Source organism: Streptosporangium brasiliense, assembly GCF_030811595.1.
GTDB lineage: Bacteria > Actinomycetota > Actinomycetes > Streptosporangiales > Streptosporangiaceae > Streptosporangium > Streptosporangium brasiliense.
In genome coordinates this window covers 3,071,053-3,091,797 of sequence record NZ_JAUSRB010000002.1, presented here as the reverse complement: position 1 = coordinate 3,091,797, position 20,745 = coordinate 3,071,053, and the positions used below count along the sequence as shown (strand labels likewise).

Here is a 20,745-nt window from a genome sequence, read left to right as displayed (position 1 = left end):
CGACCACGAGGATGACCCGATGCAGCCACTCGACGGAGCCGATCTCAGGGTGGTCGCCGCCCTGCAGGTGAACGGGCGGGCCACCTGGGACCGGATCGGCCGGGTGCTGCGGGAGCCCACCCGCAACGTGGCCCGGCGGGCGGGCCGGCTGATGGAGTCGGGTGTGCTCTCGGTGATCGGCCTGGTCGACGACCGGCGGCTGGACTCGGCGCTGCTCCGGGTGCGCTGCCGTCCCGGATCGGCCGTCGAGGTGGGGACGGCCCTGGCCGAGCTGCCCCAGACCCGGTCCGTCACGCTGCTGTCCGGCCCGGTGGACTGCGCGGCGGAGCTCTCGGCGGCCGACGACACGCTGGTGGACCTGCTCCTGCGGGACATCCCGGCGATCGACGGGGTGCTGGGGAGCACCGCGTATCCGGCGTTGAAATACTTCAGCACGCCCCTCGACTGGCATCTGGGCGTGCTCACCCCGCAGGAGGCCGAGGGGCTGCGCGAGCAGTGGCACGCCCCGCCGGAGCGCTCCCCGCGCCCGGGCGAGGAACCCTCCGCCGACGACGAGCGGATCATCGCGGCGGTGGTCACCGACGGCCGCGCCACCCATGCCGAGGTCGCGCTGGCCGCCGGGATCAGCGAGTCGACCGCCCGCCGCCGCCTGGACGCCCTGCTCCGCAGGGGCGTCCTGCGCATCCGCGCCGAGATCGAGCCCGCGTGCCTGGGGCTGCCGGCCGAGGCCGTGCTCTGGCTGCGGGTGGCCGGCGACGAGGTGGACGCGGTGGGGCGCGCGCTGGCCGCCCGCCCGGAGGTCAGGTTCGCCATGGCCGTGGCCGGCGACCACCAGTTGGTGGCGCAGGTCGCCCTGCCCGGCCGGCCGGAGCTGTACGAGTTCCTGCGCGAGATCGGCGGGCTGCCGGGCATCATGGCCGTCGAGACGGCCATGATGCTCCGCACGTTCAAGCGCGCCTTCCTGATCAAGCGGGACTGCCGGGTGGAGCGCTGGGCCGGGCCGGTCGGCTAGGGCGGTGACCGCACGTCTCCGCGCTTCTCGGCGCGTCTCCGAGTGTCACGCCTGTCCGGCCTGTCTCGGCGCTTCGCGGCACGTCACCGCGCTTCACGGCGCGTCTCCGAGTGTCACGGCGCGTCTCGGCCTGTCCGGTCTGTCCGGCCTGGCCGGCGGCTCCCGGCGTGGCGGATGACAGGCGGCGGATAATCTCCTAAATTGGACAACCCAGTTGCCGGAATCAGCGAGCCAGGTGGTCCGACGTGCCAAGTGACCCGCCGGGTTTCGAGCTGCCGCTACGGCTGTTCCTCGGCTTCCGCGTCCTCATCGACGGAGTCCACGCCGAACTCGCCCGCCAGGGGCACCCCGACCTGCGGCCGATGCACGGCTTCGTCTTCCAGGCGATCGGCCCCGAGGGCACCACGGCCGCCGAGCTCGGCCGCCGGCTGGGGATCTCCAAGCAGGCGGCGGGCAAGACCATCGACTCCCTGGAGCAGCTCGGCTACGTGGAGCGCGGCTCCGACCCGCGTGACGCGCGGCGCAAGGTCATCCGGCTCACCCAGCGCGGTGTCGACTCCCTCGTCCGGTCGGCGCGCATCTTCGACGACCTGCGGGCCCGCTGGGCGGAGGCGCTCGGGGAGGAGCGCCTGCGCGCGCTGGAGACCGACCTGCGCAAGGTCACGCCGTCGGAGGTCTTCCGGCTCGACATCCCCGGCTGGTTCGGCGGCTACTGACCCCCGCCCCCGCTGCCCCGCCCGTGCCTTTTCACCCGCTCCGCCCGCCCCGCGGCGCGCGATGAGCGGCGGGGACCCAGCCGCTCCCCGCGGGAGCGGGACCGCTCAGGCGATCAGCCCTTCGGCCGCGAGCTCGGCCCAGAGGTCCTCCGGGACGGGCTCCGCGACGAGGCCGGCGTTGCGGGTGACCTCGGCGGCGGACCTCGCGCCGACGACCACCGAGGCGACCGCCGGATGGCGCAGCGGGAAGGCCAGCGCCGCCTGGGGCAGGGTGACGCCGTGGCGCTCGCACACGGCCGCGACGCGGCGGGCACGGGCCAGCAGCGGCTCGGGGGCCGGGGCGTAGTCGTAGGTGCCCGACGGGTCGTGGGTGGCCAGCAGGCCGCTGTTGAACACCCCGGCGGCGACCACCGAGACACCGCGCTCGTCGCACAGCGGCAGCAGCTCCTCGGCTCCCGACTGGTCGAGGAGGGTGTGGCGGCCGGCCAACATGACCATGTCCACGCCGGTCTCGCGGACGAAGCGGGTGAGCATCTCCGCCTGGTTCATGCCGACCCCGACGGCCTTGACGACCCCCTGGTCGCGCAGCTCGGCCAGGGCCGGGTACGCCTCGGAGACGGCCTGCTCCCAGTGGTCGTCGGGGTCGTGGATCAGCACGACGTCGACCGTGTCGAGGCCGAGCCGGACCAGGCTCTCCTCCAGCGACCGCCGGACCCCGTCCCGCGAGAAGTCCCACACCCGGCGCAGGTCGGCGGGGACGTCGAAGCCCTGGCCGTCCCGGCCCACGGGACCGTCGCCGGTGGACGGCACGAGCAGGCGGCCGACCTTGGTGGACAGGGTGTAGGAGTCGCGGGGCCGCCCGGCCAGGGCCGCGCCGAGCCGCCGCTCCGACAGGCCGAGCCCGTAGTGGGGCGCGGTGTCGAACAGGCGGAACCCGGCGTCGTAGGCGGCGTCCACCGCCGCCCGGGCCTCGGCGTCGCTCACGGCGGTGAACAGGTTGCCGATCGGAGCGGCACCGAAGCCGTACTTGCTCACGGAGAAGGTCATGACCGTCAATCCTGCGCCTTGCCGTAGTCCCTCGGAAGGAGGGTGGTGGTGGTCGGTTCCGTGTCCCGCCGTACGGACCCGGAGGACCGTGGACGCCCGGGAAGGGGGGCGGTCGCCGTCAATCCTGCGCCTTGCCGCCGGCGAGGCGGCTGATCATCAGGGCGATCAGGATGATCGAACCGTAGACCAGCTGCTTCCACTCGCCGGGGACGCCCTTCAGCGTCAGGATGTTCTCCACCAGGCCGATCACCAGGACACCGGTGAGGGCGCCCAGGATCGTGCCCTTGCCGCCGTCCATGCTGACCCCGCCGATGACCGCGGCGGCGAAGGCCATGAAGATCCAGCCGACGCCCTGGTTGGCGCTGATGCCGCCCAGGCGGCCGGTCTCCAGCACTCCGGCGAGCGCGGCGACCACACCGCCGACGACGAAGACGACCCAGACGACCCGCTCGACCCGGATGCCCGCCGCGCGGGCGGCGTCGGCGTTGCCGCCGATGGCGTAGAGCGAGCGGCCGGCCCGGAAGTAGCCGAGCGCGGCGATGGCCACGGCGAAGAGCAGGCCGGTGATCCAGATGGACACCGGGACACCCAGCCAGATGGCGCTGCCGAGGTAGAGGAACGACTCGGGCAGCTCGAACAGGCTCTTGCCCTGGGTGAGTCCGAGCTGGAGGCCGTGGACGACGATCATCATGGCCAGGGTGACAATGAAGGCCGAGAGCTGGAAGCGCATGATCAGGAAGCCGTTGAAGGCGCCGACCAGCCCGCCGATCAGCAGGCAGATCGGGATCGCCAGGATCCCGGGGAGCTCCAGGCCGAACCCACCGGCCGCCACCGGGATGACCAGCATCACCCCCACCGCGGGGGCCATGCCGACGGTGGACTCCAGCGACAGGTCGAACTTGCCCGCGATGAGGATCAGCGCCTCGGCGAGCACCACCAGCGCCAGGGCCGACTGCTGCTGGAGCACGTTGGTCAGGTTGCCGGGGGTGAGGAAGATCGGGTCCACGAAGGACCCGGCGATCAGCAGGACGACGATCACCGGGACCAGCGTGAGGTCGCGGAAGCGCCCGAGCTGGATCCGCCGGCCCGGTGCGGGCGCGGTCGCCACGGGCGTCGTCTTCGTAGTGGTCATCAGTCGTCGATACCTTCCATCGCCGCCACCAGTTCGGTGTCGGTCCAGCCTCGGGGCACGTCCTTCACGACCCTGCCGTGGAACATGACCAGGACCCGGTCGCAGATCCGCAGGTCGTCGAGTTCGTCGGAGACCAGTACGGCTCCGGTCCCCCGGGCCGCCGCGTCCTCCACGGCGCCGAGGAGTGAGTGCTTGGCCTTCACGTCCACCCCGGCCGTCGGGTTGATGACCACGAGCGCCCGGGGGTCGTCGGCGAGCGCCCTGGCCAGCACGACCTTCTGCGCGTTGCCGCCGGACAGGTCGGCCACCGGCTGGTCGGGACCGGTCGTCTTGATGTCCAGCTCGGCGATCATCCGGGCGCCGTGCGCGCGCCGTCTCGCCGGGGAGATCACGCCGTACCGGCCGAGCTTGTGCGCGATCGGGATGGTGGCGTTCTCGGCGATCGACAGCAGCGGCACGAAGCCCTCGTGGTGGCGGTCCTGGGGGACGAAGCCGAGACCGGCGGCGAGCACGGACGGCACGTCGCCCGGCTTGACCTCGGTGCCGTTGACGGTCACCGCGCCGGTGTCGGCCCGGCGGAGGCCGACCAGGGTCTCGGCCAGGCCGACCTTGCCGCTGCTGCCCGAGCCGGCCAGGCCGACGATCTCCCCGGCCCGGACGGCCAGATCCACGTTCTCGTAGCGGCCGCCGAGGCTCAGTCCCCGGGCGGCGAGCACGACCGGCGCCGAGGCGTCGGCCGTGCGGGAGCGGTACTCGTAGGCGGCGGTCGTCTCACCGGTCATCGCGTCGACCAGCCGGTCGTGCGGCAGGTCGCCGACCTGGGCGGTGACGATGTGCCGGGCGTCGCGGAAGACCGAGACGCTCTGGCAGATCTCGTACACCTCCTCCAGGTGGTGCGAGATGAACATCATCGTCACACCCTGCTCCCGGAGCGCCCGCATCCGCTCGAACAGCCGCTGGATGGCCGGGCCGTCGAGCTGGGCGGTGGGCTCGTCCAGGATGATGAACCGGGCGCCGAACGACAGCGCCCTGGCGATCTCCACGAGCTGGCGCTGCTCGACGCCCAGGTCTCCGGCGAGGATGTCGGCGTCCACGTCCACGCCGTACTGCTCCAGGAGCTGCCTGGCCCGGGTGCGCAGGACGCCCCACCTGATCGCGCCCCGGTCCGTCTGCCGGTTCAGGAAGAGGTTCTCCGCGACGGTCAGCGTGGGGATGATCGTCGACTTCTGGTAGACGCACGCGACCCGCTGCCGCCAGGCGTCCCGGTCGGCCAGCGGCGGCGCGAGCTCCCCGCCGAAGCGGACCTCTCCCTCGTCGGGGCGCTGCAGCCCGGTCAGGATGGACACCAGCGTGGACTTGCCCGCGCCGTTCCGGCCGACCAGCGCGTGCGTCTCCCCCTCGGTGATGGCGATCCCGGCGCCGTTGAGCGCGGTGGTCGGGCCGAAGCGCTTGGTGATCCCGAGCGCTTCAACCGCCTTAGCAGAAGATGTCATCACTTGACCTGATTGCCCCAGAGATTCTTGTCGTCCACATTCTCCTTGGTCACCAGCGGGGCGGGAAGCTGGTCCTCAAGGCCGTTCGGCAGCTGGATGATCGTGCTGTCGTGGTCGGTCGGACCCGGCTGGAAGGTCTTGCCCTCGATCGCGGCCTTGGCGTAGAAGAGCGCGTACTTGGCGTACAGGTCGGCCGGCTGGGAGAGCGTGGCGTCGATCTCACCCTTGCGGATCGCCTCGAACTCCTGCGGGATCCCGTCGTTGGAGATCACGAAGACGTGCTTGGGGTCCTCCGGCGGCGCGATCAGGCCCTTGGCCTTGAGCACCTGCAGGGTCGGGGCCAGATGGACGCCGCCGGCGTGCATGTAGATGCCCTTGATGTCCGGGTGCTGCTGGAGGCGGGTCTGCAGCATCGAGGCGGCCTTGGTGCCGTCCCACTCGGTCGGCTCCTCGAAGACCGTGATGCCGGGGAACTTCTCCTTCATGCACGCGCCGAACGCCTCGGCCCTGTCCCGGCCGTTGATCGACGACAGTGCGCCCATGAGCTGGACGACCTTGCCCTTGCCCCCCAGTTTCTCGCCGAGGAACTCGCACGCCTTGGTGCCGTAGGCCTTGTTGTCGGCCCGCACGACCATGAAGACCTTGCCCTTGTCGGGGCGGGTGTCCACCGAGACGACCGGGATGTTCTTGCTCTCCAGGGTCTGCAGCGTGGAGGCGATCGCACCGGTGTCCTGCGGGGCCATGACGACCGCCTTGGCCCCCTGGCCGATCATCGCCTGGGTGTTGGCGACCAGTTTGGCCACGTCGTTCTGGGAGTTGGTCGGCGGCATCAGGTCGACGCCCAGCTCGGCGGCGAGCTGGGGGACGTATTTGTTGTAGGAGTTCCAGAAGTCGGAGTCGGCGCGCGGGAAGTCGATCCCGACCTTGCCGCCCTTGGCTCCGGCGTCGGCGGCGGGCTTGGCGCTGCTGCCGGCGCCGGCGGTCTCCGACGAGCCGCATGCCGAGATCGTGAGGGCGAGCCCGAGCAGTGCCGCGCCTGTCGCCGCAGTTCCGAGTTTCATACCGTTGCCTCGATTCGAAACCATGTGGGGGGTGAAATATTGCTGGGCCGATGTCTCATCCGGCCGTCTGTCCGATCATCTGGCCGCCCGGCGGGGAGGCCGCCCGGCGGCACGTCACCTCAGGTCGCCGGCCGGAGCCTGAGCCCCTGCATGCCCCCGTCGACCGCCAGGACCGTGCCGGTGGTCGAGGCCGCGAGCGGGCTCGCGAGGTAGACGATCGCGGCCGCGACCTCCTCCGCGCTCACCAGGCGGCCCATCGGCTGGCGTCCCTCCAGGGCCGCCCGCTCGGCCGCCGGGTCGGGCGCCGCGTCGAGCAGGCGCTGGACCCAGGGCGTGTCGGCGGTGCCCGGGTTGACGCAGTTGACGCGGATGCCCTCGCGGACGTGGTCGGCGGCCATCGCCAGAGTGAGCGACTGGATGGCGCCCTTGGAGGCGCTGTAGAGCGCCCGCTGGGGCAGTCCCGCCGAGGCGGCGATCGAACAGGTGTTGACGATCGCCGCGCTCGCCGAGCGCCGCAGGTACGGCAGGGCCGCCCGGGTCACCCTGACGATGCCGAGGACGTTGACGTCCAGGACTCTGGACCACTCCTCGTAGGGATTGTCCTCGATCGTGCCGGCCGCGCCGATCCCGGCGTTGTTCACCAGGACGTCGAGTCCGCCCATCCGCCCGGCCGCCTCGGCGACCGCCGTACGGACCGCGGCCTCGTCGGTGACGTCCGCCGTGGCCGGGATGAACGGCTCGCCGGGCGGGTTGACGTCCAGGCAGGCCACCGTGGCCCCGCGGGCGGCGAGCAGCGTGGCGGTGGCCAGGCCGATGCCGGAGCCGCCGCCGGTGACCAGGGCGCGCAGGCCGTCGAACTCAGCCATTGAGGGACCTCCAGACCGGGCCGTCGGGGTAGGTGTGGTCGGTGATCGACCGGGGGTGCATGGCGGCTCCGAAGCCGGGCCGGCTCGGCGCGACGTAGGCGCCGTTCTTGATGACCACGGGGTCGGCGAAGTGCTCGTGGAGGTGGTCGACGTATTCGATCACCCGGTTCTCCATCGAGCCGCTGACCGCGACGTAGTCGAACATCGACAGGTGCTGGACCAGCTCGCACAGGCCCACGCCGCCGGCGTGCGGGCAGACCGGGACGCCGAACCTGGCGGCGAGCAGCAGGATCGCGATGTTCTCGTTCACGCCCGCGACGCGGGCCGCGTCGATCTGCAGGTAGGAGATGGCGTCGGCCTGCAGGAGCTGCTTGAAGATCATGCGGTTCTGCACGTGCTCGCCGGTGGCAACCGGGATCGGCGCGATGCCCCGCGCGATGGCGGCGTGGCCGAGCACGTCGTCGGGGCTGGTCGGCTCCTCCACCCAGTGCGGCCGGAACTCCGCCAGGGCGTTCACCCAGGCGATGGCCGACTCCACGTCCCAGCGCTGGTTGGCGTCGATGGCGATGGGGAAGTCGTCGCCGCAGGTGTCGCGCGCGATGCGCATCCGCCGCCGGTCGTCCTCCAGGTCGGCGCCGACCTTCAGCTTGATCTGGGTGAAGCCCTCGGCCATCGCCTCCTTGCACAGGCGGCGCAGCTTGTCGTCGCTGTAGCCGAGCCAGCCGGGCGAGGTGGTGTAGGCCGGGTAGCCGTGCTCCTTCAGGTAGGCGATCCGCTCCTGGCGGCCCGGCTCGGCGGCGCGCAGGATGTCGAGCGCCTCCTGCGGGGTGAGCGCGTCGCTGAGGTAACGGAAGTCGACCAGCTCGACGAGCTCCTCGGGCGACATCTCGGCCAGCAGCAGCCACAGCGGCTTGCCCGCCCGCCGGGCCTTCAGGTCCCACAGCGCGTTGACCACGGCGGAGATCGCCATGTGCATGACGCCCTTCTCCGGGCCGAGCCAGCGCAGCTGGGAGTCGTGGACCATGTCCTTCCAGAGCCTGCCCAGGTCCTCGACGTCCTTGCCGAGCACGTACGGCTCCAGCGCCTTGATGGCGGCGGTCTGCACCTCGTTGCCCCGGCCGATGGTGAAGGCGAAGCCGTGGCCCTCGGCGCCGTCGTCGGTCCTCAGCACCAGGTAGGCGGCCGAGTAGTCCGGGTCCGGGTTCATCGCGTCGGAGCCGTCGAGCTCCAGCGAGGTGGGGAAGCGGATGTCGTAGGTCTCCAGCGCGGTGATGCGGTAGGCGCTCATGCCTGGCCCACCGTCTGCCGCTGCCGGCCCAGACCGTCGATCTCCAACTCCATGACCTGGCCCGCGCGCAGGTACGGCGTGCCCGGCAGGCCGAGCGCGACGCCGGCCGGGGTGCCGGTGTTGATGACGTCACCGGGCTCCAGGACCATGAACCGGCTGAGGTAGCGGACGGTCTCGGCGACCTGGAAGATCATGTTCTTGGTGCCGCCGTCCTGGTACGGCTCGCCGTCCACCCACAGCCGCAGCCCCAGGGCCTGCGGGTCGGCGATCTCGTCGGCGGTGACCAGCCAGGGGCCGAGCGGGTTGAAGGTCTCGCAGGACTTGCCCTTGTCCCACTGGCCGCCGCGTTCGAGCTGGAACTCGCGCTCGGAGACGTCGTTGGAGATCGCGTAGCCGGCGACCGCCGCGAGGGCCTCCTCGTCGGTCTCCGCGTAGCGGACGGTCCGGCCGATGACGACGGCCAGCTCGACCTCCCAGTCGGTCTTCACGCTGCCTCTGGGGATCAGGACCTCGTCGTAGGGGCCGACGACCGTGTTGGGGGCCTTCATGAAGACGATCGGCTCGGCGGGGATCGCGGCGCCCGTCTCCTCCGCGTGGTCGCGGTAGTTGAGCCCGATGCACACGACCTTCCCGGGCCTGGCGATCGGTGCGCCGATCCGCAGCCCCTCGGCCTCCAGCACGGGCAGCTCGTCCCGCTCCAGCGCCTCGCGGACGCGCGCCACTCCCCCGGAAGCGAGGAAAGCACCGTCGATCTCGGGGTCCGAGATTGCACGGAGGTTACCGGCCTGGTCCATGACGGCCGGTCGCTCCTGGCCGACGGGTCCAACTCGCAGCAGCTTCACACCGCACCCTTCAGTCATACATCGGATGTCTTGTTCCGTGATGCTGGAGGACGCCAAAGCCCGATGTCAACCCCTCACCGAGGGATACATCCGATCCGTTATAGAGGAGAAACCGCAGATGGTGGCCTTATGACGGGATCTTTCCCGACCGACCCCGACCAGTCATCGGATTTAACCGGGGCGGGCGGCCGCGCGGCCCATCCACAGGAACTCCTATGGCGCGGGCGGTTTCGTTGATCCACTGGCTTCAAACATCGGAGGACGAGCCTTGTTACTCCGAGGTTTCGGTGCTATCTCCTTGAGACAGGTCGGCCCTGTGATCGGAGGAATCGGTTGTCCCACCCCCCAAGACGACGACTCAGCATCACCGCGCTAGCCGCAATCACCCTTGCCACCAGCTTCTATGGGCAGAATCTGGCCCATGCGGAGCCGAAGAAGGGTGCGGCAGCCGTACAGACACCCGACGATTTGACGCTCTGGTACGACAAGCCCGCCACCGACTGGGAGACCCAGGCGCTGCCGATCGGCAACGGCGCGCTGGGCGCCATGGTGTTCGGCGGGGTCGCGAGCGAGCAGATCCAGTTCAACGAGAAGACGCTGTGGACCGGCGGCCCCGGCTCCAGCGGATACAACTCCGGCAACTGGACCACCCCCCGGCCGAACGCCATCGCCGAGGTCCAGGCGCAGATCGACCGGGACGGGAAGATGTCCCCCTCGGCGGTGGCGGCCAAGCTCGGCCAGCCCAAGAGCGGGTTCGGGGCCTACCAGACCTTCGGCGACCTCTGGCTGGACGTGCCGGACGCCCCGGCCGCCCCCACCGGCTACCGGCGGGAGCTGAGCCTGCGCGAGGCGATCGCCCGGGTCGGCTACACCGCCGACGGCGTCACCTACTCCCGGGAGTACTTCGCCAGCCACCCCGGCGGCGTCATCGTCGGGCGGATCTCCGCCAGCCAGGCGGGCAAGGTCTCCTTCACGCTCCGGACCTCCTCCCCCCGCTCGGACAGGCAGGTCTCGGTCGCGGGCGGCCGCCTGACCGTCCGGGGCGCGCTCGCCGACAACGGCATGCGGTTCGAGTCGCAGATCCAGGTCATCACCCAGGGCGGCAGCCGTACCGACGGGACCGACCGGGTCACCGTCACCGGCGCCGACAGCGCGATGTTCGTGCTGTCGGCCGGTACCGACTACGCCGGCGTCCATCCCTCCTACCGGGGCCCGGACCCGCACGCCGCGGTGACCGCCGCCGTCGACACGGCCGCCGCCAAGAGCTTCGACCAGCTCAAGACGGCCCACCAGCACGACTACCGCAAGCTGTTCGACCGGGTGAAGCTGGACCTCGGCCGGCGGGTCCCGGCGATCCCCACCGACCGGCTCCGCGCGGCCTACACCGGCGGCACCTCGGCCGACGACCGCGCCCTGGAGGCGATGTTCTTCGCCTACGGGCGCTACCTGCTCATCTCCTCCTCGCGCGACGAGGCGCTGCCGGCCAACCTGCAGGGGGTGTGGAACAACTCGACCAGCCCGCCCTGGTCGGCCGACTACCACGTCAACATCAACCTGCAGATGAACTACTGGCTCGCCGAGCAGACCAACCTCACCGAGACGACCGTCGCCTACGACCGCTACATCAAGGCCATGGTGGCCCCCGGCCGGAAGACCGCGCAGGAGATGTTCGGCTCGCGCGGCTGGGTGGTGCACAACGAGACCAACCCGTTCGGGTTCACCGGCGTGCACGACTGGGCCACCGCCTTCTGGTTCCCCGAGGCGGCGGCCTGGGTGACCCAGCAGATGTACGATCACTACCGCTTCAACGGCGACACCGCCTACCTGCGGGACACCGCCTACCCGGTGATGAAGGGCGCGGCCGAGTTCTGGCTGGACAACCTGCACCTCGACCCGCGGGACGGCAAGCTCGTGGTCTCCCCGAGCTACTCCCCCGAGCAGGGCGACTTCTCCGCGGGCGCCTCGATGTCCCAGCAGATCGTCTTCGACGTGCTGACCAACAGCCTGGAGGCGGCGAAGAAGCTGAACGTCGACTCCGCCTTCCAGGCCGAGGTGACGGCCGCGCTGGCCAAGCTCGACCGGGGCATCCGGGTGGGCTCCTGGGGCCAGTTGCAGGAGTGGAAGACCGACTGGGACGACCGCGCCAACACCCACCGGCACGTCTCGCACCTGTTCGCCCTGCACCCCGGGCGGCAGATCGTGGCGGGCACGCCGGAGGCCGCGGCCGCCAAGGTCTCGCTCACCGCGCGCGGCGACGGCGGCACCGGCTGGAGCAAGGCGTGGAAGGTCAACTTCTGGGCCCGGCTGCTGGACGGCGACCACTCCCACAAGATGCTCAGCGAGCAGCTCAAGTCCTCCACGCTGGACAACCTCTGGGACACCCACCCCCCGTTCCAGATCGACGGCAACTTCGGCGCCACCTCCGGCATGGCCGAGATGCTGCTGCAGAGCCAGCACGGCACGGTCCACGTGCTGCCCGCGCTGCCGTCGGCCTGGCCGACCGGCTCGGTCACCGGCCTGCGCGCCCGGGGCGACGTGACCGTGGACGTCTCCTGGCGCAACGGCACCGGTGAGAAGATCACCCTGCGTCCCGGGAGGAGCGGGACCCTCAAGGTCCGCGCGGCCCTGGTCGCGGGCCGCTACCGGGTCCAGGACGAGACCGGCGCGACGGTCACCCCGGGCCGCGACGGCGAGACGCTCACCTGGAACGCCCAGGCGGGCAAGACCTACACGATCACCGATGAAGGCGCCGTCCCGCCCTGCGCGCCGGCCCCCGCCGACCGGCCGGTCGTCGCCTGGGACCCGTCGTCGGGTACGGCGGTCGCCGACGACTCGGGCAACGGCCGCGACGCGACGGTCACCGGCACCGCGACCTACGAGAGCTCGGCGCCCACCGGCAGCGGGCTGGTCCTGAACGGCTCCACCTACCTCACCACCGCGAACACGACACTCGGCTTCCTGCGCGAGGCCACCTTCGCCGCCGAGGTCAAGATCGGCGGGACCGGCTACCGCCGGCTCTTCGACTCCCAGCCCTCCGGCGACCCCGGCACCGACGGCGTCATCGTCGACATCACCCCGGCCGGCAAGCTGCGCTTCATCGGCGCCGGGCGCAATGTGACCACCGACGCCACCGTTCCGACCGGCCGCTACGTCGACCTCGTGGTCACCGCCGACCGGACCGGCGCGATCTCCGTCTACGTGGACGGCGCCCGGATCGGCGGCGGCACCACCACCGCGAGCGGCGTCAACGGCTGCGCCTCCCGCCCCCTGCGCTTCGCCGCCGACCAAGGTGGCGGCCAGCGCCTGACCGGAGCCGTCGACCGCATGGCCATCCTGCCCAGAGCCCTGCCCCCGGCCGAGGTCGGCACCTGGCAGGACCTGGCCTTCTGACCCCGGCCCGGCCGACGGCCCGGCCTGCTGACCTTGACCCACCCAACCGGCCGACCTGACCCACCCAACCGGCCAACCGGCCGGGACGGCCGGGAGCCGGGGCCTCGCGCGGGCCCCGGCCCTTGACTGTCCCGGCCACCCGTAATAGAACACGTTTCAGAAAGAGAAGTAACCAAGCGCTTGATCAAATACCTGACGGCGGAGCGAGCCCCCGGGAGGCGGGTGGCGGGTGTCCGGCCCGCCGGTGAGGCGCGACGGCCGCGCTCCGGTCTCGTCAAGGGCATCGAGGAGATGCTCGTATGGTTCTCATGGGAGAGCAGATGGAAATCGACCTTGTCGACCAGGACTTCTACCAGCGGAGCGGCGCGCCGCACGGCCAGCTCGCCTGGCTGCGGGCCAACGCGCCGGTCTACCGGCACGGAGGCGACCCCGAACGGGGCTGGCCCGGCTTCTGGGCGGTCACCAGACACGCCGACGTGGTGCACGTCTCCCGCCACTCCGACCTGTTCTCCTCCAGCCGGAAGCTCGCGCTGTTCAACGAGATGCCCGAGGACCAGCGCGCGCTCCAGCGGATGATGATGCTCAACCAGGACCCACCGGAGCACACCCGGCGACGCTCCCTGGTCAACCGGGGTTTCACCCCGCGCATGATGGGCGCCCTGGAGCAGCACATCCGCGACATCTGCCACGGGCTGGTGGACGAGGCCAAGGGGCGCGGGTCGACCGACTTCGTCAGGGACATCGCCGCCCCGCTGCCGCTGTATGTGATCTGCGAGCTGCTCGGCGCCCCCGTCGAGGACCGGGACAAGATCTTCAACTGGTCCAACCAGATGATCGGGGCCGAGGACCCGGACTACGCGGCCGACCCCACCGAGGGCCAGAACGCGGCCATGGAGGTCTACGCCTACGCCAACGCCCTGGCCGCCGAGCGGCGCGAGCAGCCCCGGGAGGACATCGCCACCAAACTGATCATGCCCGACGCGGCCGACGAGACCCTCACCGAGGAGGAGTTCGACCTGTTCGTGCTCCTGCTGGTCGTCGCGGGCAACGAGACCACCCGCAACGCGGCCTCCGGGGGCATGCTCGCCTTCTTCGAGCATCCCGACCAGTGGCGGCGGCTGGTCGCCGAGCCCGCCCTCGCCCGGACCGCGGCCGACGAGATCGTCCGCTGGGTCTCCCCGGTGAACCTCTTCCGCCGTACGGCCACCGCCGACACGACGATCGGCGGGCAGGAGGTCAAGGAGGACGACAAGATCGTGGTCTTCTACAGCTCCGCCAACCGGGACGAGGACGTGTTCGCCGACCCCGGAACCTTCGACATCGGCCGTGACCCCAACCCGCACATCGGCTTCGGCGGCGGCGGGGCCCACTTCTGCCTCGGCAACCACCTCGCCAAGCTGGAGCTCCGGGTGCTCTTCGAGGTGCTGGCCGAGCGGCTGCCCAAGCTGGCCCAGGCCGGCCCGGCCCGCCGGCTCCGCTCCAACTTCATCAACGGCATCAAGGATCTGCCGGTCACCCTCGCCTGACGCGCGGCCGACCGCCCCGGTCGGCCCGCGGCCGGTTCCGGCGGGCCTCACGCCCCCCTTCTGGCCGATCGTGCTAAATTATGGCCATGCGGCCAGAAAATGAGCCAGACGGCCAGAAGCGGCGGTCGTTCATCGAGCAGGCCAGGCGCGCCCAGATCATCACCTCCGCCGTCGAGGTCATCGCCGACGCGGGGTTCGCGAAGGCGTCACTGGCCCTGATCGCCAAGCACGCCGGCATCAGCAAGGGTGTGATCTCCTACCACTTCGCCGGCAAGGACGAGCTGATGGAGGAGGTCGTCAACCACGTCTACGACGGCATCCTCGCGTTCGTCACAGCCCGGATGGAGCAGGAGCAGACCGCGACGGGCCTGCTGCGCACGCATATCCTGACCGTCGCCGAACACATGCGCGGTAACAGGACCCAGATCAAGGCGCTCGGCGAGATCTTCTACAACCTGCGCCAGCCCGACGGCTCGCCGCGCTTCGGCATCGCCGCCAGCGAGCCGCTCTTCCAGGCACTGGAGGAGATCTACCGCCTCGGCCAGCGGAGCGGGGAGTTCCGCGCCTTCGACCTGCGGGTGATGGCCGTGGCCCACGCCGGCTCGATCGACAACATGTTCGCCTACTGGGTCACCCACCCCGAGCACGACCTCGACGCGCACGCACGCGAGCTGGCCGACCTCTTCGAACACGCTACCCGGGCGGAGAAGCCTCATGACAGCGTGCCAGAAAACAGTCATTGATCACTAAAGTTCGTAAATCTGACATAACCCCCTAGTGGTGGGGGAATAAGCTGCTGGTGCTGCCTGGAACCCGTCCCGGCGACGGCGACACCCGCACCTTCCTCGGTGCGATCATGCGTAATCCCCACCAGCTGGGCGCGATCGCGCCCAGCTCGAAGGCCGTCGCCCGGCTGGCCACCTCGGTCGTCCCGGGCACCCGCGGAGCCGTGGTCGTCGAGCTCGGCGCCGGCGGCGGCGTGATCAGCGACGCGATCCGCGACCGCCTGCCGCCGGACGGGCGGCAGCTCGCCATCGAGCTCAACCACGACATGGTCCGCCACCTACGGCGCAGCCGCCCCTGGCTGGAAGTGATCGCCGGCGACGCGGGCGACCTGGGCAGGTTTCTGGGGCGGGCCGGGGTGACACAGGTCGACGCGGTCGTCTCCTCCCTGCCCTGGACCCTGTTCGACGAGCGGCAGCAGAAGCGCATCCTGGACGAGGTGTCGGCCGCGCTCGCCCTGGGCGGGATGTTCAGCACCGTCACCACCCTGACCGCGATGCCCTTCCGGCGCTTCCGGCTGTTCCGCGGGCTGCTGGAGAGCACTTTCACCACCGTCGGCACCATGGGCCCGGTCTGGCACAACGTCCCGCCCGCGCTGGTCTTCACGGCCTCGGAGGGCCCGCCCCCGGCCGCGGGGGACGGGCCGGGGCGCCGTTGACGGCAGCGCCGGCACGCGGACCGGCGGGAGACCGCCCGCCCCGCCGTACGGCCCGCCCTGGGGTCCGCCCGCCCTGCCATACAGAGCCCCGCCCTGGGGTCCAGCCCGCGCCGCCGTACGGCCCGCGCGGCGGTACGGCCCGCGCCACCGTACCGCCCACCCCGGAGGTTCAGCCGGCGACCAGCGACTCGGCCCAGTTGATGTAGGCCGTCGGCAGGTCGTGCAGGGCGGCGGCGATCCGCGGGTCGGCGACGGCCGGGAGCGAGGCCAGCGCCTCGGCGGCGAGATCGCGGCAGTAGGCCAGGGTGCCCTCGACCATGTGGCTGCGCCGCAGGCGGGCGAGCAGGATCGTGATCTCGTCCTCGCGCAGCCGCCTGCCGAGGAAGGAGCGCAGGTCCCCGCAGTCGTCGCGCAGCGCCAGCAGCAGCGGGAGGGTGTAGACGCCCTGCCGGAGATCGTTGCCGACCGGCTTGCCGAGCCGGTCGGCGGTGGAGGCCAGGTCCAGCAGGTCGTCGAGGACCTGGAAGAGCACGCCGAACCGTTCACCGTACTCGGCCATGCTCCGCCCGTCCGGGTGCGCGACCAGGCAGCTCGCCCGGAACAGGGACGCGGTCTTCCCGGTGATCGACCGCAGCGCGTCCTCCGGGGTGCGGCCGGGGTCGAACAGCTCGGCGGCCTCCTGGAACTGCCCCTCGGCGAGCTCGACGACCACGGCGGCGAGCGTCGCGGCGACCGGCTTGGAGACCAGGGCGAGCGCGGCGAGCCCGGCCCTGGCCAGCATGAAGTCCCCGACCACCAGCGCCCTGGCGTCGCCGAGCTCGGCGTTCAGGGTCCGCACTCCCCTGCGCTCGACGGCCTTGTCCATGAGGTCGTCGTGGACCAGCGAGCCGGCGTGGATGAGCTCCACACACGCCGCCGCGGTGACCACCCGGTCGCTGACGGACCCGCCCAGCGCGAGCGCGGTCGCCAGCGTCAGCGCGGGCCGCAGCCGCTTCCCGCCGGCGCCGGTGATGCGCCCGGCCGCGCTGTTGATGAGAGGCAGCCGGGAGGAGGTGCTCAGTCTGTGGATACGGCGCTCCACCCGCAGCAGCCCGGCCGAGACGGCCGGGCTGCCGAGGATCTCCTCGGGACGCGTGACATGGGTGAGCACGGCGATTCCTCCTCAGGTCACCTGATTACGCCCTCCACGCTGCCCGATCACCGCTGAGGCGACGCTGAGCGTCGCTGAGATCCCTCTCAGCCCGCCATGCGACGCGCAGCCCGCCATGATGCGACGCGGGGCGGGCCCGTGGTGTGGCTGCGCGGGGTGGCCCGTGGCTGCGCGAGACGGGGTGGCCCGTGCCTGCGCGGGGCGGCGGGGGCGGGGGTGGCGCGTCAGAGCGTCGGCGGGAGGCCGAACGCCGGGAAGAGAGCGGCGCCGAAAGTGGTGATCTCCGCGACGAGGCCGTCCTCGACGCGGATCACGTCGATCTTGAAGGCCCGGAACTCGGAGTCGCCCGGCGCCCGGAGGTAGCTGGCGGCGGCCGGCTGGCGGTTGGCGCGGGTGGGCAGCAGCCGCCACTCGCCGGGGTCGGTCAGCGCCGCCTGGAGGGCGGGGGCGATCACCTCCAACCCCTCGAAGCACATCGGCGCGGGGGGCATCGTGATCCGCACGTCGTCGCGTAACAGCGCGATCGCGGCGGCGGCGTCGGCCCGCTCGTGGGCCTCGATGAAACTCCTCAGCAGCGCCCGCTCCGCCTCGCTCGGATCCGGGGCGGACCACTCGTCCCGGCGGGCCGGCAGCCGCTCCTGGATCGTGGCGCGGGCGCGCTGCAGCGCGCTGTTGACCGCGGCCACCGTGGTGTCGAGGATCTCCGCGGTCTCACCGGCCGACCGGCCGAGCACATCGCGCAGGATCAGCACCGCCCGCTGGCGGGGCGGGAGGAGCTGGATGGTCGCGAGGTAGGCGAGCTCGATCGTCTCCTTGGCGACGACGACGGAGTCCGGCTCGCTGTCCCTCGGCGCGATCTCGTCCAGCAGCCGGTCCGGGTAGGGCTGGAGCCAGGGGATCTCCGCGAAGGACGTCAGCGACGACAGCTGACGCGAGCTGCGCCGGATCGCGTCGAGGCAGGCGTTGGTCGCGATGCGGTACAGCCAGGCCCGGAACAGGGGGCCGCCCTCGAAACTCGCACGCTTGCGCCAGGCCCGCAGGAAGGTCTCCTGCACCAGGTCCTCGGCCTCCTCGAACGAGCCGAGCATCCGGTAGCAGTGCACGTGCAGCTCCCGCCGGTGGCGCTTCACCAGGGCCGCGAAGGCCGATCCGTCGCCCGCCGTCGCGGCCGCGACGGCCGTGTCCTGCTCGGTGGCGCCGGGGGTGGTGTCGATGTCGGGCACGGAACGGCTCTCTCGTCCGGGAGCGTGGTGACGGTTCATGGACCGTACAACGTGCGGTGGCCGGGAACTCATCGGTCAGGGCATCGGCGGGGCATCGGCTGGGCAAAATCCCCGCGGGCATCGCCCCTCGCCCCCTCGGGCGAGCGGACCGGCTCCCCGGGCCCCCGGGAGACGGTGAGACGACCCCGGACCGGCTCGCCAGGCCCCGGCAGCCGCCTCACCCGGCTCCCCGGACCCCGGCCCCGCCTTAACCGCCCCGGACCGGCTCGCCAGGCCCCGGCGACCGCCTCACCCGGCTCCCCGGACCCCGGCGGCCGCCGCACCGTCCTGGACCGGCTAGCCGGCGACCAGACCGCAGGTCACGTTGGTGATCGTGCTGGTCACGGCACTGGCCCGATCCGAGGCCAGGAACGCCGCCACGTCGGCGACCTGGGCCAGCCGAGGCGCCCGGCGGAGCATGGTCATCCCGGCGAGCATCTGCTCGAACGCCGCCGGGTCGAAGTCGGCCATCCCGTCGTTGACCTCGACGACCTTCTCCCGCGACATGGTCTCCACGACCCCGGCCGTGTGCAGGCCGACGACGCGGACCCCGTGCGGCCCGACCTCGGCCGCCAGATAGCGGAGGAACGTCTCGACCGCCGCGTCAGCCGGTCCGGTACCGCCCATCATCGGGGTGGTGGCCTTGGAGGACCCGCTGGTCAACGAGAGGATGACGCCCGACCCCTGCTTGATCATCTGGCGCGCGGCCGCCTGTGCGGTGAGGAAGGTCGACGTCAGACCCGTCGTGACGGGGCAGGTCAGGTCCGCGACGGTCATGTCGACCAGCGGGATCCCCTGCACGTCCCCGCGTGAGATGAGGTTGAAGGACACGTCGACACCACCCGCCTGGGCGGTCACGGCCCGGACGTGCTCCTCGACGGCCCGCCCGTCGAGGGCGTCGAGCTCGGCCACCTCGGCGGACCCGCCGTCGGCCGCGATGTCCTCGGCGACCGCCTCTAGTGTCTTCAGGGTCCGCCCGGTGAGGAAGACCCGGGCCCCCTCCCGGGCGAAGGTCCGGGCGACGCCGCCGCCGATCCCCCCGCCGGCCCCATAGATGATCACGTTCTTGTCCTGGAGTAGCAGTGTCATGTGAGCTGTAACGACGCCCGCCGCTCGGACTCATCGGTGCCGCCGAAGATTTTTCCGGCCCGCCCCGGCCCACCCCGGCCAGGCCCGCCCCGGCCCGATCTGACCCCACGATCGGTCCGGACACCCTCGGGTCCGGGCACCGCTTCACCCCGTCCTCACCCGTCGGAGGTCCGCGACGGCGCGGTGGTCTCCAGCAGTTCCTCGATGAGGTCGGCCGCGCGGGTGGTGCCGCCCTCGGCCCGGACCTCGGCGCGGATCTTCTCCAACCGCAGCGCGACCTCCGGGTCGGAGGTGAGCTCCAGCAGGGCGGCGCGCAGCGCCTCGGGCGTCGCCTGCGCGGTGTCGATCCGCCGGCCGACACCGAGCTCGACGATCTTGTCCGCGTTGTCGAACTGGTCGGTGGCCTGCGGGACGGCGATCATCGGGACGCCGCAGTACAGGCCCTCCTGGGTGCCGCCCATGCCCGCGTGGGTGACGAACGCGTCGGCCTGCTCCAGGATCGACAGTTGGGACACCCAGCGGTGCACCTCCACGTTGGCGGGGATCTCGCCGAGCTCGGCCGGGTCGACGAACCTGCCGATCTGGAGCACGACGTGCCAGCCGGGCAGGTCGCCGAAGGCGGCCAGGCAGGAGCGGTAGAAATCGGGCAGGTCGGTGAAGGCCGAGCCGAGGGAGACCAGCAGCACCTTTCCGGCGCCGTCCGGCCGCTTCCACGCCTCCTGGTGGGAGCGCTCACCGAAGCACGGCCCGGTGAAGGTGATCCGCGCTGGGTCGACCCGGTCGGCGTTGGGCTGCATGACCCGTGGGATGAGCGCGAGCGCCCGCTCCGGAGAGCCGACGAACGCCTGGGAGTCGGTGCCGGTGATGCCGTTGTCGGCCAGCCACCGGTCGAACCGCCGGTAGTGCTCGGCTCCGCCGGGGGCCTTCTTCAGCTCCTCGATCATCGGCGCCGTGTCCTCCTTGTAGCCTTCCCAGGCCACGTAGGTCGGCGAGAGCTGCATCGCCGGGATGCCCCAGTTCTCGGCGAGGATCCGCGCCGAGTAGCCGCCGATGTCGTAGAGGAACAGGTCGGGCCGGTCGTCGCCGTAGGCGTCACGGAGCTGCGGCAGCATGGAGATCGCGTCGTCGAGGAAGACGTCGAGCTGGGCGATCGTGTCCTCGGGCCAGGTCGCGGTGTCGCCCATCGGCAGGGTCGAGCCGTACGGCACGAGCTCGGCCCCGGCCGCCTCGATCACCTCGGCGAAGGACGGGTCGTTGGCGTAGGTCACCCGGTGCCCCCGCGCCACCAGCTCCCTGATCACCTCGATGCCGGGGTTCACATGACCCGGGGCGGGGATGCTGACCATGGCGATGTGCGCGCGGCGCGTCATGTCACTCCTCTGGTTGCGTCGTCATACGTGACGAAACGTATCGTCTCGTTAGAGATTAAC

The 20,745-nt window shown here is 71.5% G+C and carries 17 protein-coding genes; 6 read left to right on the top strand and 11 right to left on the bottom strand.

The window, feature by feature from the left end:
- The first annotated feature begins 19 nt into the window (after positions 1–19).
- Positions 20–1,012 carry an Lrp/AsnC family transcriptional regulator gene (locus tag J2S55_RS22940; protein ID WP_306864607.1) on the top strand — a complete coding sequence of 331 codons (993 nt, stop codon included), beginning with the start codon at positions 20–22 and terminating at the stop codon, positions 1,010–1,012.
- A gap of 245 nt (positions 1,013–1,257) precedes the next feature.
- Positions 1,258–1,728, top strand: a complete 471-nt coding sequence (locus J2S55_RS22935; RefSeq protein ID WP_306864604.1) for a MarR family winged helix-turn-helix transcriptional regulator — start codon at positions 1,258–1,260, stop codon at positions 1,726–1,728.
- Positions 1,729–1,833: 105 nt separating this feature from the next.
- Here the strand turns inward: J2S55_RS22935 and J2S55_RS22930 are convergent, their stop codons facing one another.
- The 7 genes from J2S55_RS22930 to J2S55_RS22900 all read right to left on the bottom strand — a co-directional run bounded on the left by J2S55_RS22930 (position 1,834) and on the right by J2S55_RS22900 (position 9,457).
- Positions 1,834–2,775, bottom strand: coding sequence for an aldo/keto reductase (locus J2S55_RS22930; RefSeq protein WP_306864600.1), 942 nt, complete (start codon positions 2,773–2,775; stop codon positions 1,834–1,836).
- A 118-nt stretch (positions 2,776–2,893) separates the two neighbouring features.
- Positions 2,894–3,907 carry an ABC transporter permease gene (locus tag J2S55_RS22925; protein ID WP_306864597.1) on the bottom strand — a complete coding sequence of 338 codons (1,014 nt, stop codon included), beginning with the start codon at positions 3,905–3,907 and terminating at the stop codon, positions 2,894–2,896.
- Positions 3,907–5,400, bottom strand: coding sequence for a sugar ABC transporter ATP-binding protein (locus J2S55_RS22920; RefSeq protein ID WP_306864594.1), 1,494 nt, complete (start codon positions 5,398–5,400; stop codon positions 3,907–3,909). The genes J2S55_RS22925 and J2S55_RS22920 overlap by 1 nt, the downstream gene beginning before the upstream one ends.
- Positions 5,400–6,461 (bottom strand): sugar ABC transporter substrate-binding protein, encoded by a 1,062-nt coding sequence (locus J2S55_RS22915; protein ID WP_306864592.1) that lies wholly within the window; start codon positions 6,459–6,461, stop codon positions 5,400–5,402. Before J2S55_RS22915 ends, J2S55_RS22920 begins: the two co-directional genes overlap by 1 nt.
- Before the next feature lie 119 nt (positions 6,462–6,580).
- Positions 6,581–7,327 (bottom strand): SDR family NAD(P)-dependent oxidoreductase, encoded by a 747-nt coding sequence (locus J2S55_RS22910; RefSeq protein WP_306864590.1) that lies wholly within the window; start codon positions 7,325–7,327, stop codon positions 6,581–6,583.
- Positions 7,320–8,615 carry an L-fuconate dehydratase gene (locus J2S55_RS22905; protein WP_306864587.1) on the bottom strand — a complete coding sequence of 432 codons (1,296 nt, stop codon included), beginning with the start codon at positions 8,613–8,615 and terminating at the stop codon, positions 7,320–7,322. The genes J2S55_RS22910 and J2S55_RS22905 overlap by 8 nt, the downstream gene beginning before the upstream one ends.
- The gene (locus tag J2S55_RS22900; protein ID WP_306864584.1) at positions 8,612–9,457 is read right to left on the bottom strand and encodes a fumarylacetoacetate hydrolase family protein; all 846 of its coding nucleotides are present in this window, start codon (positions 9,455–9,457) and stop codon (positions 8,612–8,614) included. The genes J2S55_RS22905 and J2S55_RS22900 overlap by 4 nt, the downstream gene beginning before the upstream one ends.
- Positions 9,458–9,925: 468 nt before the next feature.
- Here J2S55_RS22900 and J2S55_RS22895 point away from each other — a divergent pair, with 468 nt between their 5' ends.
- From J2S55_RS22895 to J2S55_RS22880, 4 genes are all read left to right on the top strand, one after another.
- Complete coding sequence (locus J2S55_RS22895; protein WP_306864581.1) at positions 9,926–12,847, top strand: glycosyl hydrolase family 95 catalytic domain-containing protein; 2,922 nt, start codon at positions 9,926–9,928, stop codon at positions 12,845–12,847.
- A 320-nt stretch (positions 12,848–13,167) separates the two neighbouring features.
- Positions 13,168–14,373, top strand: coding sequence for a cytochrome P450 (locus J2S55_RS22890; protein ID WP_306864578.1), 1,206 nt, complete (start codon positions 13,168–13,170; stop codon positions 14,371–14,373).
- Positions 14,374–14,459: 86 nt separating this feature from the next.
- Complete coding sequence (locus J2S55_RS22885; RefSeq protein ID WP_306864575.1) at positions 14,460–15,116, top strand: TetR/AcrR family transcriptional regulator; 657 nt, start codon at positions 14,460–14,462, stop codon at positions 15,114–15,116.
- Positions 15,117–15,172: 56 nt separating this feature from the next.
- A complete protein-coding gene (locus J2S55_RS22880; protein WP_306864574.1) occupies positions 15,173–15,814 on the top strand; it encodes a class I SAM-dependent methyltransferase in 642 nt (213 codons plus the stop codon).
- 169 nt (positions 15,815–15,983) lie between these two features.
- Here J2S55_RS22880 and J2S55_RS22875 read toward each other — a convergent pair whose 3' ends face one another.
- From J2S55_RS22875 to J2S55_RS22860, 4 genes are all read right to left on the bottom strand, one after another.
- On the bottom strand, positions 15,984–16,964 hold the full coding sequence (locus J2S55_RS22875) for a polyprenyl synthetase family protein (protein ID WP_306864572.1): 981 nt from the start codon (positions 16,962–16,964) through the stop codon (positions 15,984–15,986).
- A gap of 224 nt (positions 16,965–17,188) precedes the next feature.
- The gene (locus J2S55_RS22870; RefSeq protein WP_306864569.1) at positions 17,189–18,187 is read right to left on the bottom strand and encodes an RNA polymerase subunit sigma-70; all 999 of its coding nucleotides are present in this window, start codon (positions 18,185–18,187) and stop codon (positions 17,189–17,191) included.
- 336 nt (positions 18,188–18,523) lie between these two features.
- Positions 18,524–19,315 carry an SDR family NAD(P)-dependent oxidoreductase gene (locus J2S55_RS22865; protein WP_306864566.1) on the bottom strand — a complete coding sequence of 264 codons (792 nt, stop codon included), beginning with the start codon at positions 19,313–19,315 and terminating at the stop codon, positions 18,524–18,526.
- 155 nt (positions 19,316–19,470) lie between these two features.
- Positions 19,471–20,685: a macrolide family glycosyltransferase gene (locus tag J2S55_RS22860; RefSeq protein WP_306864563.1), complete on the bottom strand. Its 1,215-nt coding sequence runs from the start codon at positions 20,683–20,685 to the stop codon at positions 19,471–19,473.
- Positions 20,686–20,745 lie beyond the last annotated feature (60 nt).

Coding starts and splice junctions, on each gene's coding strand:
- J2S55_RS22940 (WP_306864607.1), top strand. CDS start 20: ATGCAGCCACTCGACGGAGCCGATCTCAGGGTGGTCGCCGCCCTGCAG.
- J2S55_RS22930 (WP_306864600.1), bottom strand. CDS start 2,775: ATGACCTTCTCCGTGAGCAAGTACGGCTTCGGTGCCGCTCCGATCGGC.
- J2S55_RS22925 (WP_306864597.1), bottom strand. CDS start 3,907: ATGACCACTACGAAGACGACGCCCGTGGCGACCGCGCCCGCACCGGGC.
- J2S55_RS22920 (WP_306864594.1), bottom strand. CDS start 5,400: ATGACATCTTCTGCTAAGGCGGTTGAAGCGCTCGGGATCACCAAGCGC.
- J2S55_RS22915 (WP_306864592.1), bottom strand. CDS start 6,461: ATGAAACTCGGAACTGCGGCGACAGGCGCGGCACTGCTCGGGCTCGCC.
- J2S55_RS22910 (WP_306864590.1), bottom strand. CDS start 7,327: ATGGCTGAGTTCGACGGCCTGCGCGCCCTGGTCACCGGCGGCGGCTCC.
- J2S55_RS22905 (WP_306864587.1), bottom strand. CDS start 8,615: ATGAGCGCCTACCGCATCACCGCGCTGGAGACCTACGACATCCGCTTC.
- J2S55_RS22890 (WP_306864578.1), top strand. CDS start 13,168: ATGGAAATCGACCTTGTCGACCAGGACTTCTACCAGCGGAGCGGCGCG.
- J2S55_RS22885 (WP_306864575.1), top strand. CDS start 14,460: ATGCGGCCAGAAAATGAGCCAGACGGCCAGAAGCGGCGGTCGTTCATC.
- J2S55_RS22865 (WP_306864566.1), bottom strand. CDS start 19,315: ATGACACTGCTACTCCAGGACAAGAACGTGATCATCTATGGGGCCGGC.
- J2S55_RS22860 (WP_306864563.1), bottom strand. CDS start 20,685: ATGACGCGCCGCGCGCACATCGCCATGGTCAGCATCCCCGCCCCGGGT.